This window comes from Flavobacterium adiutor (assembly GCF_048282555.1).
Taxonomy (GTDB): domain Bacteria; phylum Bacteroidota; class Bacteroidia; order Flavobacteriales; family Flavobacteriaceae; genus Flavobacterium.
In genome coordinates this window covers 3,167,978-3,183,337 of sequence record NZ_CP182487.1, presented here as the reverse complement: position 1 = coordinate 3,183,337, position 15,360 = coordinate 3,167,978, and the positions used below count along the sequence as shown (strand labels likewise).

Sequence of the window (15,360 nt, the reverse complement as noted above, 5' to 3'; positions counted from 1 at the left end):
TAAGAAGTCTAAATTAATGCCAATATCACCAAACTTCACATCCATTCTAAGCAAAGACTGGGAAATCAATTTTACACAATGTACCCCAAATGGTTCTTTAAAATATACTGATCTCTGTAATATTTTACAATTAACGGCGGCGGCACATTCTGAAATTGGAGGTATCAGCTTTTATGATATGCAGGAGTTTCATCAGGCATGGGTTTTAAGCCGGATGCGCGTTGAGATTACAGATTTGCCAAAATCAGGCGATATTGTAACGGTAACCACATGGATTAACAGTCTTGAAAATTCACGTTCTGTGCGTGCGCTTGAAATGTTTGTTAACGGAAAAAAGATTGTGGGCTGTGAAACCTACTGGGCTGTTTTTAACACACAATTACGTCGCCCCGAAGCTTTGGCACTGCCTTACGAGCATTTTGAATTATTTCCAGATAAAAGAGCCACAACAGAAGGTTTTTCAAAAATCAATATCAATCACGAAAAAGAAGCTGTCTTCGAAAAAACTGTTTATTTATCAGATTTGGATATTGTAAACCATGTGAATAACGTTAAATATCTTGAGTGGTGTCTTGATCATGTTAATCCAAAACGAATTCTGAAACAGGAAGTAAAAAGCTTTGAAATGAATTTCATGAAGGAGCTTTCCTTAAAAGATACTGTAATAATCCACGAAAGCGATATTGAAGATAACTCCACTACTACTTTTAGCATCACAAAAGGAGAAAAAACCTGTTTTGCCTTACAGCTAAACTGGAAAACATAAGTCTTTATAGCAAAAAACAAAAAGCTGGTTTCAATTAAGAAACCAGCTTTTTTTATATGTATCAAAACGCGATTTTACTTCTCACATTTTACAATAATCATTTTACTTTTAAATAAAAACACTCAGAATAAAATAAACCAATCCTGCCAATAAAGCCGAAATAGGAATCGTTAATACCCATGCCCAGATCAAACTCACAGTTACTCCCCATCTAACAGCAGATACACGTTTCGTTAATCCAACCCCAATGATAGATCCTGTAATAGTGTGTGTTGTACTTACCGGAATTTTTAAATGCTCAGTAAAGTAAAGTGTCAAAGCACCTGCAGTTTCAGCAGCAACACCCTCAAACGAACTTACTTTTGTGATTTTAGAACCCATTGTTTTTACAATTTTCCAGCCACCGCTCAAAGTTCCCGCAGCAATTGCAGAATAACAGGCCAGCGGAATCCAGCCTGGCATTACACCTTTAATTCCCTTGTCATCATTTGGCAAAACAACATCTAACCATGAATCCATGTGAACTCCCGGATTTGTATTGATATAAACTGCAACAGCCGCTGCAATAATACCCATAACTTTTTGCGAATCATTTCCTCCGTGACCTAAACTAAAAGCTGCCGAAGACAATAATTGCATTTTCTTTAAAGCGGCATCAGCCTGATGTAAATTCAAACTGCTGAACAGCAAACAGAAAGCGCTAACAGTAAGAATAATAAAAGCGACTAAAAACCATTTAATATTATGTGCATCAAAAGCTACGCTCCAAAAGTGAGACTCAAAACGAGGCTTTCCATGCTCAACAATCTCTTCGTAAGAAACCATTTGAACTTTTACAAACCAAATCGTTGCAATCATCAAAGCTATTGTAAATATTTTAGGCCAGATACTTTTTCGTGAAGCATTCAATAACCAAATTGATATCAAATAAGAGGCTAATGCACCCAACAGTGGCGCTAATACAATAAAAGCAATAATGATAATAACACCCGAAGGCATTCCGCCATCCTTTCCTGCCTTATACCAGCTTACGATTTCGTACCAGTAATGTGTGGTTCCGTCTTCTCCGGCATAACCTGAAAAACCGTGAACTGCAATGGCATGTGCAATAGCCGCTCCTGCAAAACCTCCAATCAAAGTATGGGATGAACTGGAAGGAATTCCTAACCACCAGGTCAATAAATTCCAACAAATTGCGGCTATTACCCCGGCTAAAATCACTACAAGGTTAATTTCCATTGTGTGCGCTGTTTTAGCAACAGTATCTGCAACTCCAAATCCGAAAACCCAATATGCCAGAAAGTTAAAAAATGCTGCCCAAAGAACGGCCTGAAAAGGCGTTAAAACCTTTGTTGCAACAACAGTCGCTATAGCATTTGCCGCATCATGAAAACCGTTGATGTAATCAAAAATTAAGGCTAATACTATAATAATTATAAGTAGCGTCATAAAATTATAACTTCAGAATGAAAAATTGAATTAAGAATGTTTTACAGAAATAGATTCTAGTATATTCGCAACACTCTTACATTTGTCGGTTGCTGATTCTAAAACAGATAGCACTTCTTTATACTTAATAATGTTTTTAGCATCTGTTTCGTTTTCAAAAATTTCAAAAACTGCTTTGTTATATACGTTATCAGATTTGTTTTCCAATTTATTAATTCTGGAACAGGCATCTTTAATAACTTTAAAATTCTTTAAATTTCTCAGTTCTTTTACAGCACTGTCAATATTTTGACACGCCTCAAGGTTGATTTCCGTCATTTTTCGGATAGATTTCGTAATCTTATCTACCTGATATAACCTCATACGGCTTGATGCACCATGTAGGTAATCTGCAACGTTGTCAATCGAAGTAATTAATGTGTGAATATCTTCTCTGTCAAATGGAGTAATGAAGTTTCTGCTTAACTCTAAGTTAGTCTGGCGAGTAATATCTTCTCCTTTTTGCTCTAATTCATCAATCTTTTGAAAAAGGATTTCTCTTTCTTTTAATGGAAGGTTTACAGCTTCATGTAAATTAGAAGCTAATTCAATTAAATTGCTTGAAGCTTCTTCAAAAAGTGGAAAGAACTTCTTGTCTTTCGGCACTAAAAATTGGAAAATACTGTTTATTGACATTTTTATATTTTTGATAGTGCAAAATTACTTCAATAAAGCTTTACAATGTTAAGCCATTGTTAATAAATCGTTTTCTATTTGAAAACTATTTAGAAACAAAATTGTCTTTTCAATATCATAATGTAAAATCCTGTCTTCCTTAACCAAAGGCACAATTTCTCTGTAACTACTTAAAAATATTTCGATAAAATCACTCGATTTTAAAGGCTCTCTGTAGGCTATAGCCTGAGAAGCATTCAATAACTCGATTGCCAGAATGCGTTCTAAATTATCCATAACTTTCAAGGCTTTTGTAGCGGCGTTTGCTCCCATGCTCACATGATCTTCCTGGCCATTGCTCGAAACAATACTATCTACACTTGATGGTGTTGCCAGCTGTTTGTTTTGACTGGCAATACTTGCTGCGGTATATTGCGGAATCATAAATCCTGAATTGAGTCCCGGATTATCCACCAAAAATGCAGGGAGATTACGAAGTCCCGAAATTAACTGATAAGTCCTTCTTTCAGAAATACTTCCTAATTCAGCCAGCGCAATTGCTATAAAATCCAACGCTAAAGCTAAAGGCTGTCCGTGAAAATTTCCGCCTGATATAATCTGATCAGATTCGATAAAAATATTTGGATTGTCGGTAACTGAATTAATTTCGGTCTTGAATACTTTTCGAACATAATCAATCGCATCTTTTGAAGCTCCGTGAACCTGAGGCATACAACGGAAAGAATACGGATCCTGAACATGCTTTTTTTGCTGTGTGATAATTTCGCTTCCTTCCAAAAACTCATTTATTCGCTGTGCCGTTATAATCTGACCTTTATGAGGACGAATAAAATGTATCAGTTCGTTAAAAGGTTCAATCCTTCCATCAAAAGCTTCCAGAGAAACCGTTCCGATCAAATCTGCCAGATACGAATATTTATAAGCTTTAATCAAAATATGAACTCCGTAGGCTCCCATAAATTGCGTTCCGTTTAATAAAGCTAAACCTTCTTTCGATTGTAATACAATCGGCTTCCAGTTAAAATGTTTTAAAACTTCGGCAGCGGACATTCTTTTTCCTTCAAAATGAACTTCGCCCTGACCTAATAATGGCAAAGATAAATGGGCTAAAGGCGCTAAATCTCCAGAAGCTCCAAGGGAACCTTGTGTATATATAATGGGAAGAATATCATTATTATAAAAATCAATCAGTCTATTTAATGTCTGCAGCTGAATTCCGGAATGTCCGTAGCTCAAAGACTGAATTTTAAGCAGCAGCATCAGTTTAACAATTTCAGCAGGAACTTCTTCTCCAGTTCCGCAGGCGTGGGACTTAACGAGATTCTCCTGAAGTTTAGATAAGTTTTCATTCGAAATTTTTACACTATAAAGCGATCCGAAACCAGTATTGATTCCATAAACAGGTTCCGGATTTGAGGCCATTTTTTTATCCAGATAATCGCGGCATTTCTGAACATTTACTCTTGCTTCTTCAGATAATTCCAATGCCTTATTATAAGTTAAAATTTCCTGTAATGTCTCTAAAGTTATGGTTTCAGTACTAATATAATGGATTTCCCTCATGGTGATTTCAAATTGAAACATCAAAATTCAACAAATCAATATTAAAAAGCAATATTTTATCACAATAATTAAAATTTACAATGAAGTGATTTTTCAAAATTACTTCATTCACAATGTCAATATAAGAAGTACAATACGTATTTTAAAGCAAATTCACTCAAAAAACAAATTTACAACTCAAATAAATTTCACTCTAAAATATATCAAAAAAACAGCTTAATATGGCTAATTTTAATAAATACTCAATATTGATTTTTTATCACTTGAATTATTAAAATATTCGCAAAAACGTAATTCAGCTTTTTAACTTTTATAAAAAACTGTACTTTTGAAAAATCAAAAATGAAACGTAACAGCATAAAATATCAATCTTCTATCACAGCTCAAACAGGAGCTGCTATTGCTGCTACAACAGTTACTACTACAACAATTACTACCCCTTAGGGGTATACATTTTTACATATAATCCTGATTATCTATACCTTTCTTCCTGAAAGAAGAAAGTCTTTGGATACATAAAAATATTTGCATAAAAGAAAAAACATCAAAAATGAAAGTATTAAAATTTGGCGGAACTTCGGTTGCCAATGCACAAAATATAAAACTCGTTCTCGAAATAGTTAAACAAAAAGCTGAAAATGATAAACTCGTTGTAGTAGTTTCTGCCTTAAGTAAAGTAACCGATTTGTTACAACTGGCTGCAGCAAAAGCAGCTGAAAACGACGAAAGCTTCAGGGATATCGTTGCTGAAATCGAGAAAAAACACCTTGAAACGTTAAAAGAACTTATTCCGGTTAGTGAACAAAGCAGTCTTTTAAGCCACATTAAAAGAATCATCAATCATTTAGAGACTCTTCTGGATGGGTGTTTCCTTTTGGGAGAACTATCTCCAAGGACTGCAGATACGATTTTGAGTTTCGGTGAATTACTTTCTTCTTATATTATTGCACAGGCGTATCAGCAAATCAGTAAAGATGCTGTTTATAAAGACAGCCGTGAATTAATTAAAACAAATGCTGATTTTGGTAAAGCGGTCGTTAACTTCGAAATTTCTAACCAATTAATTCAGGAATATTTTGCTTCTAATCAATCAAAAATCAATATTCTTCCGGGTTTTATCGCTCAGACCTTAGACGGAATCACTTCAACTTTAGGACGAGGCGGTTCTGATTACACTGCCGCAATTATTGCCGGAGCTCTTGATGCAGAACAACTGGAAATATGGACTGATGTAAACGGAATGTTTACTGCAAACCCAAAAATCGTAAAACAGGCACAGCCAATTGCTGCAATTTCGTATCAGGAAGCAATGGAATTGTCTCATTTTGGTGCGAAAGTGTTGTATCCGCCAACAATTCAGCCGGTTTTAAGAAAAAACATTCCAATTCTGATCAAAAATACATTTCAACCGGAAGCAGAAGGGACTTTAATTACAAATCAGGCGCCTTCAAATGGGGCAGCTGTGAGAGGGATCAGCCATATCGATCATATTTCGTTATTGACATTAGAAGGCCCGGGAATGATTGGTGTTTCAGGTTCATCAAAACGTTTATTTGAGGTTTTATCACACGAAAAAATCAATGTTATTTTCATCACTCAGGCATCTTCTGAGCATTCAATTTGTATCGGAATCTTAAATTCGGATGCTGATAATGCGGAAGAAGCCATCAATAAAGCATTTGAAGTTGAGATTTTACAAAACAAAATCGATCCTTGTATTGTTGAAAAAGACCTTTGCATTATTGCTTTAGTGGGCGAAAACATGAAAAACCACCAGGGTCTGAGCGGAAGAATGTTCAGTACTTTAGGAAAAAATAATGTAAACATCCGTGCTATTGCTCAGGGAGCTTCTGAAAGAAATATCTCTGCCGTAATTAACGAAAGAGATGTTAAAAAAGCACTCAATACACTACACGAAAACTTCTTCGAAGAAAACACCAAACAGTTGAATTTGTTTGTAATGGGAGTTGGAAATGTGGGTGAGAAATTTATCGAGCAGATTCACAGCCAGAAGAAATTCTTAAAAGAGGTGCTAAAAATCAATGTTCGTGTGATTGCTTTGTCGAACTCCAGAAAAATGATTTTTGACGAAGACGGAATTTCCCTCAAAGACTGGCAGGCAACTTTAGATAAAGGAGAAGCCACAATTCCAACAGAATTTATCGCACGTGCCAAAGAACTCAATCTAAGAAACAGTATTTTCGTAGATATTACGGCTAATGCAAGCGTTTCTGAAATGTATGAGAAATTCTTAAAAGAAAGCATTGCCGTTGTAACTTGCAACAAAATTGCCTGTTCTTCTGCTTACGACAACTATAAAAAACTAAAAAACTTATCTCGCCAATACAACGCTCCATTTTTGTTTGAAACGAATGTGGGTGCGGGATTACCAATTATCGATACGGTTAAAAACTTAATCGCTTCAGGCGATAAAGTGCACAAAATTCAGGCGGTTTTATCCGGGAGTCTGAACTTTATTTTCAACAATTTTGATGAGAATAATTCTTTCCACGATGTAGTAAAAGAAGCCGGAGTTCAGGGATTCACAGAACCGGATCCGAAAATCGACTTAAGCGGAATCGACGTAGCGCGTAAAATCCTGATTTTAATTCGTGAAAGCGGTTACCAAATGGAGATCGAAGACATAGAAAATCTTTCGTTCTTACCAGACGAGTGCATGAAGACCATAAATAACGAAGATTTTTTCAAATCATTGATTACACATGCTTCGCATTTTGAAAATCTTTTAAAAGAAGCCAACGAAAAAGAATCCCGCCTAAAATTTGTAGCGCAATTTGAAAACGGAAAAGCAAATGTAGGTCTTCAGTTTATTCCAAACGATCACCCTTTCTATAATTTGGAAGGAAAAGACAATATCGTGCTTTTCTACACCGATCGTTATGCAGATCAGCCTTTGTTGATTAAAGGAGCAGGTGCGGGTGCTGCCGTTACCGCTTCAGGAATTTTTGCGGATGTAATTAGAATTGGAAATATATAATTTTTTTGTTTCAAGTTTCATGTTTCAAGTTGCCAAACTTTGCGAACCTTGAGGTTAAACTTGAAACCTGAAACCTGAAACCTGAAACAACCAAAAATGAAAGAAATAAAACTATTTTGCCCGGCAACTATCGCAAACCTCTCATGCGGATTTGACGTATTGGGACTTTGCTTAGACAATGCGGGTGATGAAATGATTGTTCGAAAATCAGATCAGAAAGGCGTTCGGATTACTAAAATTGTGGGTGCCGATCTGCCTCTTGAAACCGAGAAAAACGTTTCGGGTGTGGCAGCTTTGGCAATGTTGGCCACCTTAGACGAACTGGATTTTGGATTTGAAATCGAAATTTACAAAAACATCAAAGCCGGAAGCGGAATCGGAAGTAGTGCTGCCAGTTCTGCCGGAGCGGTTTTCGGAATCAATGAATTGCTTGGCAGACCTTATACCCGTAAAGATTTGGTTCAGTTTGCAATGCAGGGCGAAAAATTAGCCAGCGGAAACGCGCATGCTGACAACGTTGCTCCTGCACTTTTAGGAGGATTTACGTTGGTAAGAAGTTATGCTCCGCTTGATATTATCAGAATTGACAGTCCGGAAGAATTATATGCAACGGTGGTTCATCCGCAAATTGAGTTGAAAACTTCTGACGCTCGTTCGGTATTGAAACAAAACGTTTCCCTAAAAAGCGCCATCATGCAATGGGGAAATGTGGGTGGATTGGTTGCAGGTCTTTATACCAAAGATTATGAGTTGATTGGAAGATCGCTTCACGACGAAATCGTAGAACCTTTAAGAAGTGTTTTAATTCCCGGATTTGATCAAATCAAACACACGGCTTATGAAAACGGCGCTTTAGGTTCTGGAATTTCAGGTTCTGGTCCGTCGATTTTCGCTTTAAGCCGAGGAAAAGAAACCGCCGAAAAAATCGCAAAAGCCATGAGCGAGGTTTACGAGAAAATGAATTTACCGTATGAGATTCACGTTTCGAAGATTAATCCGGATGGCGTACGCGTTTTGTAAAATGTGAGATGTGAATTGTAAAAAGTATTAAGTACGAAGAATTAAGTATTAAGACTTATACAAAACGTTGTCAGGCTGAGCTGAATCGAAGCACACGCAAATTGAGCGACAAAGTATGTCACGCTCAGTTTGTCATTCCGAGGAACGAGGAATCTCCACTAGAAGCTCGACAAAGATTGGATTCGCATTGCGGAGTTACTTGCGAAGATTTCTCCTCCGTCGAAATGACAAAAAAGGCGATTAAAATAGTAAAACATAATTTATTGGAATTTAGAATTTTAATATTTGGAATTTACTTTCTAAAAATCTAAAAATCTAAAGTCTAAAAATCTAAAATAAAAATGAAATACTACAGTTTAAACCATAATGCCCCAAAAGTTTCTTTTCAGGAAGCTGTAATACAAGGATTAGCCACTGACAAAGGATTATATTTCCCGGAAAGTATTACACCGCTTGATCCTTCTTTTTTTGATACAATCGAAAGTTTAAGCCACGAAGAAATCGCTTTTGAAGCGATTAAACAATTCGTTGGCGACGAAATACCTGCAGCAAAACTAAAAGAAATCATTGCTGAAACTTTAGTTTTTGATTTTCCGGTGGTGAAAGTCGAAAACGGAATCTATTCGTTAGAATTATTCCACGGACCTACAATGGCGTTTAAAGACGTTGGAGCACGTTTTATGTCACGTTGTCTGGGTTATTTCAACAAAGACAAAAAAGATTCTAAAAACACGGTTTTAGTAGCGACTTCCGGAGATACAGGAGGAGCGGTTGCAAGCGGATTTTTAGGCGTTGATGGTGTTGATGTTGTCATTTTATATCCGTCAGGAAAAGTGAGCGATATTCAGGAAAAACAATTGACTACTTTAGGGCAAAACATTAAAGCACTTGAAGTTGACGGTGTTTTTGATGATTGCCAGGATATGGTGAAAAAAGCGTTTTTAGATGAAACTCTGGCACACAAAAACCTGACTTCGGCGAATTCTATTAATATTGCGCGCTGGCTGCCACAGATGTTTTATTTCTTCTTTGCTTACAAAGCGTTGAAGAGCCAAAACAAACCGTTGGTTTTCTCTTGTCCAAGCGGAAACTTCGGGAATATCTGTGCCGGAATTATGGCAAAAAAATTAGGTTTACCAATTGAGCATTTCGTTGCTTCGACAAACGTAAACGACACTGTGCCAAGATTCTTAGAAAACGGAAAATACGACCCGAAACCTTCTAAAGCAACCATCTCTAACGCAATGGACGTTGGAAACCCAAGCAACTTTATTAGAATTCAGGAATTATACAATAATGACTTAAAAGCTTTTGAAAAAGATTTCTCTTCATATAGCTACACCGACGAAGAAACTCTTGAAGCAATGAAACACATCTACAATCTACCCGAAGGTTATATCGCAGAACCGCACGGCGCTGTTGGTTATTTAGGTTTGAAAAAAGAACTGGAAAAACACCCGAACGCCATTGGTATTTTCTTAGAAACCGCCCACCCAATTAAATTCTTAGATGTGGTTGAACCTGCTTTGGGAATTACACTTCCGATTCCTACTCAAATTGAGAGTGTTATTAATGAGGAGAAAGTAAGTACGAAGATTGGGACTTATGAGGAGTTGAAGGCGTTCTTGGGGTAATAATTTAATAGACACAAAAAAACGGCTGAGATTTATTCTAGCCGTTTTTTTTTGCTAAATAATTTAGTTTAAACTACAATTTGATTTTGTTCTTTGGAAAAAATTAGAAGACGATTCAATATCAAATTTTAAATTCGCAAGAAGAAAAAACATATATTTGAAAATAATACAATGCCTTTTTATGTACAACTGTTTGTTTATTATATTAAAAGCGGTAATAAATTAAGTATATTTTAGTACTTCTAAAACAATTAATATAAAACAAAATAAACCAATACTTTACAAACTAATTAACGCCAGAGAAATTATGACCGAAAAACTTAACTTGGTAGATAAATTGTTTGAATCCTATAATTATAAAATTGCCAAAAGTTCTACAAAAGAAGTAAGAATCTACACTTTGCAATATGGAATGTATCATGCCGCTGAAATAATTTCTTTTGACGAAAATACAGACGTTACTGAATTCAAAAATGAATTTTCAGAGTTAGGTTATGCTACTGATTTGAAAGTTGTCAAAAATTTGGATGAAGTTGAGGAATATTTATTCGAAGGTTTTTTTATCAAAACACCATTAGGTAACCAATTAAAAAATAGATACAAAAATTTTATAAAGAAGCAACTACTTAACTTACCAGATAACAGTAGATATGAATATATTGATAGCGATTTTGATTTTATTTTACAAAATAATTTTGGAGAAGTTGTAGAAGCAAAATCTTACTCGTCAACTGACAATAGTATTATAACCAAAATAAATGAACTTTTCACACAAACGAAAGGAGCCTTGTTTATTATTATTGAGGCACCAGCAGGGTTCGGAAAAACTTGTACTGCAAACGAAATTTTGAATTGTATAACAGTAGAAAATTCCAGAATACTACCATTTTTTACTGAGTTATCTAGGAATAGAGAAGCTCGTATTTTTAAACATATTCTCTTAAAGGAAATAGATGAGCAATTTCCTAATGGGATTAAACAGAACGTTGTGCTTGAGCAAATTTATAAAGGTCGTATTCCATTGATTATTGACGGTTTTGATGAGTTAATTACCAGAGATAGTAATAAAACTGATGTGGAGAGTATGCTATCGACGATTGTTGATCTTCTTCAAAACGATGCAAAAATAGTAATAACGTCAAGAAAAACTGCCATTTTAAATAGCGAAGAATTTATTGAAACAATAAATTCTTCAATAGAAAGTTTTTCACTTGCACGTTTTGAAATAAAAGAACCAACTATTGAAAATTGGTTAACTTCTGATAGATACAGTATTATTGAAGATAACGGCTTTCCGATTAATCAAATTTCTAATCCAGTTCTCCTTTCATATCTTAGAAATATTCCTTTAGAAAAATTGAAAGAATTTTTATCGTCAAAAGAAAGTACATTGATTGATATATATTTCGATTACTTGCTTACAAGGGAACAACAAAGACAAAATTTGAAATTGGATAATGAAACCCAATTTAGAATTTTCAGAAAACTTAATCGTTTCATGTCTGAATATAATTTTACGGCTGAAACAAAGGAAACTATTAAGGATTTTATAAAGGAATATAATATCAAAATATTACAAGCGAGCTTGAAAGAATATAAAGAAACTGTAAAGCCTACTATAGAGGAACTTACAGAAACTTTATCAAATCACGTTTTTCTAGACCGGCGAACTGATGGAAATGTTGGTTTTATTAATGATTTTATTTTTGGGTTTTTATTAAGCGAAAACTTGATTTTAGAAAAATTTCAAGAGCACTATAAAACAAATTTCACTAAAGTAGTTCCTCAAGATTTTGCTCAAAAGTCCATAGAAGCTTCAAGAATTCAAAGTAATGAAAAGAGAAGTAAATTATGGGATATTTATAATTCAAATGATTTTGAATATGATTCTGTATTTTATTTTGATGCGGATTACTTTTTAAAAAACGAAATTAAAAGAAATTTCAACTCTCTTTTTCTTAGTGATAGAACAATTAAAGAATTAAACTTTACTAATTACACTTTTGAAAACTGTGTTTTTGCAGGTATTACCTTTGAAAATTGTATTTTTAAAATAACATCTTTTCAAAAATCGTCTTTTCAAAATTGTAAATTTTATAGCTGCGAATTGGAAGACAGAACGCCTATCGTCTATGAAGATTTTGCAATTTATGTTTGTCAAGATAATAATAATTTCATTAATGAAATAAATACACTCTATTGCAAAGATAAAGATGAAAATACTATTGAAAACAATAATCCTTTGACAGAACAAAAGGTTCTTCTACAGTTTTTACAAGTTGATGAAAAAAGGCCTAAACCACGGAAATTTTCAGTTATTAAACAACGTTTAGATGAATATTCAGAAAAAGAAATAAATAGTGTTATAGATACACTAATTCGTAAGGAATATTTACATTTTAAGGATGATGTTGGATTCATCACAAGAGAAGCAATGAACTTTTTAAATCATATCGGAAACTAATGAGTAGAGATTTACAATTAATAGAAAAAGATATTTGTTCAAAAATATGTGAAAGACTTGATAAAGTCGGTCTCTTGTATAGAATATTTAGTAGAGTAAAGGATTTTAATTCAATCAAAGAAAAAATAGATAGAAAAAAATCAGAAGAAAAGCCTTACTCGATTGATGGTAAGAAAATGCAAGATATTATTGGTATACGAATTGTGACTTACTTTTACGATGATGTTGCTTTAGTAAAAGAAATTGTATCTGATATTTTTAAATATGTTTGTGAGGAAATTGATGTGATTGAGCCAACAGTTTTTAAGCCGAAACGAACTAATATTATTTGTGGATTTGATGAGAAACATAAAGAAACTTTTGAGGAAATTGTAAAAATAACTGATAACGATTTACTCCGATTATGTGATCATACTTTTGAACTTCAACTAAGAACAATTTTATCAGAAGGTTGGCACGAAATAGATCATAGTTTGAGATATAAATCAAAAGACGAATGGGCCAGACATTCCGAAAAAGAAAGGTTACTTAATGGTATTTATGCTAATTTAGAAGTAAATGATTTAGCGATGAAATCTTTATTTAGTGAATTAGCATATCAACATTTCAAAGAAAAAAATTGGGAAGCTATGTTGAGAAATAAATATAGGCTAAAATTTCAATCAACTGTTTTAAAAAGTGAATTAAAACAGCTACTAAATGAAAATTCTGTTGTCGCTAAACAATTATTAAAAGCTGATAGAAATAATATCATAAATGAACTATCAAAAGTTGAAATTTCATTTCCAATAACTTTTAGTAATATTGTTTATTTTATCAATCACATCGAGTTGAAGAATCATAAAATAACCGACCTAACACCTAGTTTAATAAAAGACAATACCTAAAAGCTGCTTCTAAAATTACCTAGGAATGGAAGCTAGCGAAACTCTTTCGTTAGCATTCTAATTAAACTTATTATAAAATATTGCAAAAAAAGGCTGTCCTAATCTGGACAACCTTTCTTTTTAAACAAAAACATTTACTATTTCTATTTTTTAGATTTAAGATTTTACTGTTTGATAAGCTAAATTTACAGCTGCAGGTAATTTCTCTTCTTCTTTATCTTTAACTAAAAGTTTTATAGCCAAAACTACAAATCCAGTTACCAGAATAATGATTCCCAATACATAAAAAGCACTAGTGTAATCAATCAAATCCTTGGTTTGTGATACTCCGCTTTCGTCAATCACATCTTTAGTAAATTTAACAGCTTTAGCTTTGAACAGGAAAGCAATCAACATCGCCCCTATATTTCCGCCTGCTCCTACAATTCCGGCAACACTACCTACCGCTTTTGGATTTACGAAAGGTACAAGACTATAAGTTGCTCCATTTGCCATTTTTAAACTCATTCCAAACAAGAACATTAAAAATATAGCAACCCCTAACTGATTTGTCAGACCAAAGAAAATAACACCAAGACCTTCTACAAGAAGCAGTAATGCAAGCAATAAATTTTTCCCTGAAAATCCATATCTCTTACCTACTTTGTCGGCAACGATTCCGCCTAATGGTCTTGCAAAAAGATTGATTAATCCAAAAATACCTGCGCAGATTCCTGCCGTTTTCAAACTAGCACCAAAAGTATCTGTAAAATAAATCGGGGCAAAATTATCAATCGTGATTTCAACTCCAAAACAAGCTGCATAAGCAATGGTCAAAACCCAGGTACGGTAGTCTTTTACAGCCAGCATAAAGGTGTTTTCTTTATTGGTTGTTTCTATTCCAAGTTCTTTATAATTACCATTTGGCAAATCTTTGGTAAATCGGAAATATAAAAAAGCAAAAACCAATAATAGTACTCCGGGAACAATCATGGCATATCTCCAGCTGTCTTCCTTAGTACACACTCCTAATCCCACGAATCCTGCTGCAATAAGAGGCATGGTAATATTAGCCAAACCGGCACCTGCATTACCGAATCCTCCTGCTGTAGCATTGGCAGTTCCTTTAATGGACGGCGCAAACATTACTGAAGTATGAAACTGTGTGATCACAAAAGAAGCACCAATAACTCCGATAGCCAATCTAAAAAACAGGAAACTTTCATACGATTGTGAAATACCAATCAATAATACTGGTACGGAGCAAATCAGTAATAACCAGGTATAAATTATTCTTGGTCCAAATTTATCGACTAATCGGCCTATTAATAATCTGGCGATAATGGTTGCCGATACCGACGCAATCTGAATGTTACCTAATTGGTCTTTTGTCAGGTGCAATTGCTCTTTGGCGATGGGCATAAGCGATGCCATACCAAACCATGCAAAAAAGCAAAAGAAAAATGTTAACCATGTAATGTGGAAGGTACGCATCTGAACTCCTTTGCCACTAAAAATATTTAAACTCGAAAGCGGTTGATTTGTTGAAATTGAACTCATATCAAAAAAATTAATCGTTTAGTACTGTTTATTTTTCTAAGCATCAAACTTATTTCTAAGTATTTTACTTATTTATACAGCAAAATTATAAGCTTAACTTGGAATAAAAACTGCTAAAACGCAGTTTTTTGAAAAAATAAGTATTTATACTTAAGTATTTAATTCTATTTTAAACAATTCACCACATAAAAACGACTGAAGTTTATTTCAGTCGTTTTTTTGAGCAAATATGTTTTCTAAAAGCATTCTTCAAATATAAATTGAAATATTTTTCTTATATTTTTTAACTACACAAACTTGAAATACATTCTCTTTTATTCTTCATGAAATTGTAATTTTGCTTTTTTATTGAATTCAACCTTACA

Annotated in this window: 10 protein-coding genes; 6 read left to right on the top strand and 4 right to left on the bottom strand. The window is 34.1% G+C overall.

Annotation, left to right across the window (positions count from 1 at the left end):
• The first annotated feature begins 16 nt into the window (after nt 1-16).
• On the top strand, nt 17-766 hold the full coding sequence (locus ACNC7R_RS13325; protein ID WP_417941564.1) for an acyl-[acyl-carrier-protein] thioesterase: 750 nt from the start codon (nt 17-19) through the stop codon (nt 764-766).
• Nucleotides 767-874: 108 nt separating this feature from the next.
• Here the strand turns inward: ACNC7R_RS13325 and ACNC7R_RS13320 are convergent, their stop codons facing one another.
• From ACNC7R_RS13320 to hutH, 3 genes are read right to left on the bottom strand one after another with little or no spacing between them, the layout of a single operon-like run.
• Nucleotides 875-2,215, bottom strand: a complete 1,341-nt coding sequence (locus ACNC7R_RS13320) for an anion permease (protein WP_417941563.1) — start codon at nt 2,213-2,215, stop codon at nt 875-877.
• 30 nt (nt 2,216-2,245) lie between these two features.
• Nucleotides 2,246-2,890, bottom strand: coding sequence for a DUF47 domain-containing protein (locus tag ACNC7R_RS13315; protein ID WP_068843093.1), 645 nt, complete (start codon nt 2,888-2,890; stop codon nt 2,246-2,248).
• 48 nt (nt 2,891-2,938) lie between these two features.
• Nucleotides 2,939-4,453, bottom strand: a complete 1,515-nt coding sequence (gene hutH, locus ACNC7R_RS13310; protein ID WP_417941562.1) for a histidine ammonia-lyase — start codon at nt 4,451-4,453, stop codon at nt 2,939-2,941.
• Nucleotides 4,454-5,003: 550 nt separating this feature from the next.
• On the opposite strand from hutH, the gene thrA reads away from it, so the two are divergent.
• The 5 genes from thrA to ACNC7R_RS13285 all read left to right on the top strand — a co-directional run bounded on the left by thrA (nt 5,004) and on the right by ACNC7R_RS13285 (nt 13,456).
• A complete protein-coding gene (gene thrA, locus ACNC7R_RS13305; protein ID WP_417941561.1) occupies nt 5,004-7,451 on the top strand; it encodes a bifunctional aspartate kinase/homoserine dehydrogenase I in 2,448 nt (815 codons plus the stop codon).
• A gap of 96 nt (nt 7,452-7,547) precedes the next feature.
• Nucleotides 7,548-8,471 carry a homoserine kinase gene (locus tag ACNC7R_RS13300; RefSeq protein ID WP_417941560.1) on the top strand — a complete coding sequence of 308 codons (924 nt, stop codon included), beginning with the start codon at nt 7,548-7,550 and terminating at the stop codon, nt 8,469-8,471.
• A gap of 341 nt (nt 8,472-8,812) precedes the next feature.
• Nucleotides 8,813-10,105: a threonine synthase gene (gene thrC, locus ACNC7R_RS13295; RefSeq protein WP_417941559.1), complete on the top strand. Its 1,293-nt coding sequence runs from the start codon at nt 8,813-8,815 to the stop codon at nt 10,103-10,105.
• Nucleotides 10,106-10,412: 307 nt separating this feature from the next.
• A complete protein-coding gene (locus ACNC7R_RS13290; RefSeq protein ID WP_417941558.1) occupies nt 10,413-12,569 on the top strand; it encodes an NACHT domain-containing protein in 2,157 nt (718 codons plus the stop codon).
• Nucleotides 12,569-13,456, top strand: a complete 888-nt coding sequence (locus tag ACNC7R_RS13285) for a hypothetical protein (RefSeq protein ID WP_417941557.1) — start codon at nt 12,569-12,571, stop codon at nt 13,454-13,456. Before ACNC7R_RS13290 ends, ACNC7R_RS13285 begins: the two co-directional genes overlap by 1 nt.
• Nucleotides 13,457-13,612: 156 nt before the next feature.
• Here ACNC7R_RS13285 and ACNC7R_RS13280 read toward each other — a convergent pair whose 3' ends face one another.
• Nucleotides 13,613-14,995, bottom strand: a complete 1,383-nt coding sequence (locus ACNC7R_RS13280; protein WP_417941556.1) for an MFS transporter — start codon at nt 14,993-14,995, stop codon at nt 13,613-13,615.
• Nucleotides 14,996-15,360 lie beyond the last annotated feature (365 nt).

What these genes read in the sequence shown, in the direction of transcription:
- ACNC7R_RS13325 (WP_417941564.1), top strand. Translation starts at nt 17, where the DNA reads ATGCCAATATCACCAAACTTCACATCCATTCTAAGCAAAGACTGGGAA.
- ACNC7R_RS13320 (WP_417941563.1), bottom strand. Translation starts at nt 2,215, where the DNA reads ATGACGCTACTTATAATTATTATAGTATTAGCCTTAATTTTTGATTAC.
- ACNC7R_RS13280 (WP_417941556.1), bottom strand. Translation starts at nt 14,995, where the DNA reads ATGAGTTCAATTTCAACAAATCAACCGCTTTCGAGTTTAAATATTTTT.
- ACNC7R_RS13300 (WP_417941560.1), top strand. Translation starts at nt 7,548, where the DNA reads ATGAAAGAAATAAAACTATTTTGCCCGGCAACTATCGCAAACCTCTCA.
- thrC (WP_417941559.1), top strand. Translation starts at nt 8,813, where the DNA reads ATGAAATACTACAGTTTAAACCATAATGCCCCAAAAGTTTCTTTTCAG.
- ACNC7R_RS13285 (WP_417941557.1), top strand. Translation starts at nt 12,569, where the DNA reads ATGAGTAGAGATTTACAATTAATAGAAAAAGATATTTGTTCAAAAATA.
- ACNC7R_RS13315 (WP_068843093.1), bottom strand. Translation starts at nt 2,890, where the DNA reads ATGTCAATAAACAGTATTTTCCAATTTTTAGTGCCGAAAGACAAGAAG.
- thrA (WP_417941561.1), top strand. Translation starts at nt 5,004, where the DNA reads ATGAAAGTATTAAAATTTGGCGGAACTTCGGTTGCCAATGCACAAAAT.
- ACNC7R_RS13290 (WP_417941558.1), top strand. Translation starts at nt 10,413, where the DNA reads ATGACCGAAAAACTTAACTTGGTAGATAAATTGTTTGAATCCTATAAT.
- hutH (WP_417941562.1), bottom strand. Translation starts at nt 4,453, where the DNA reads ATGAGGGAAATCCATTATATTAGTACTGAAACCATAACTTTAGAGACA.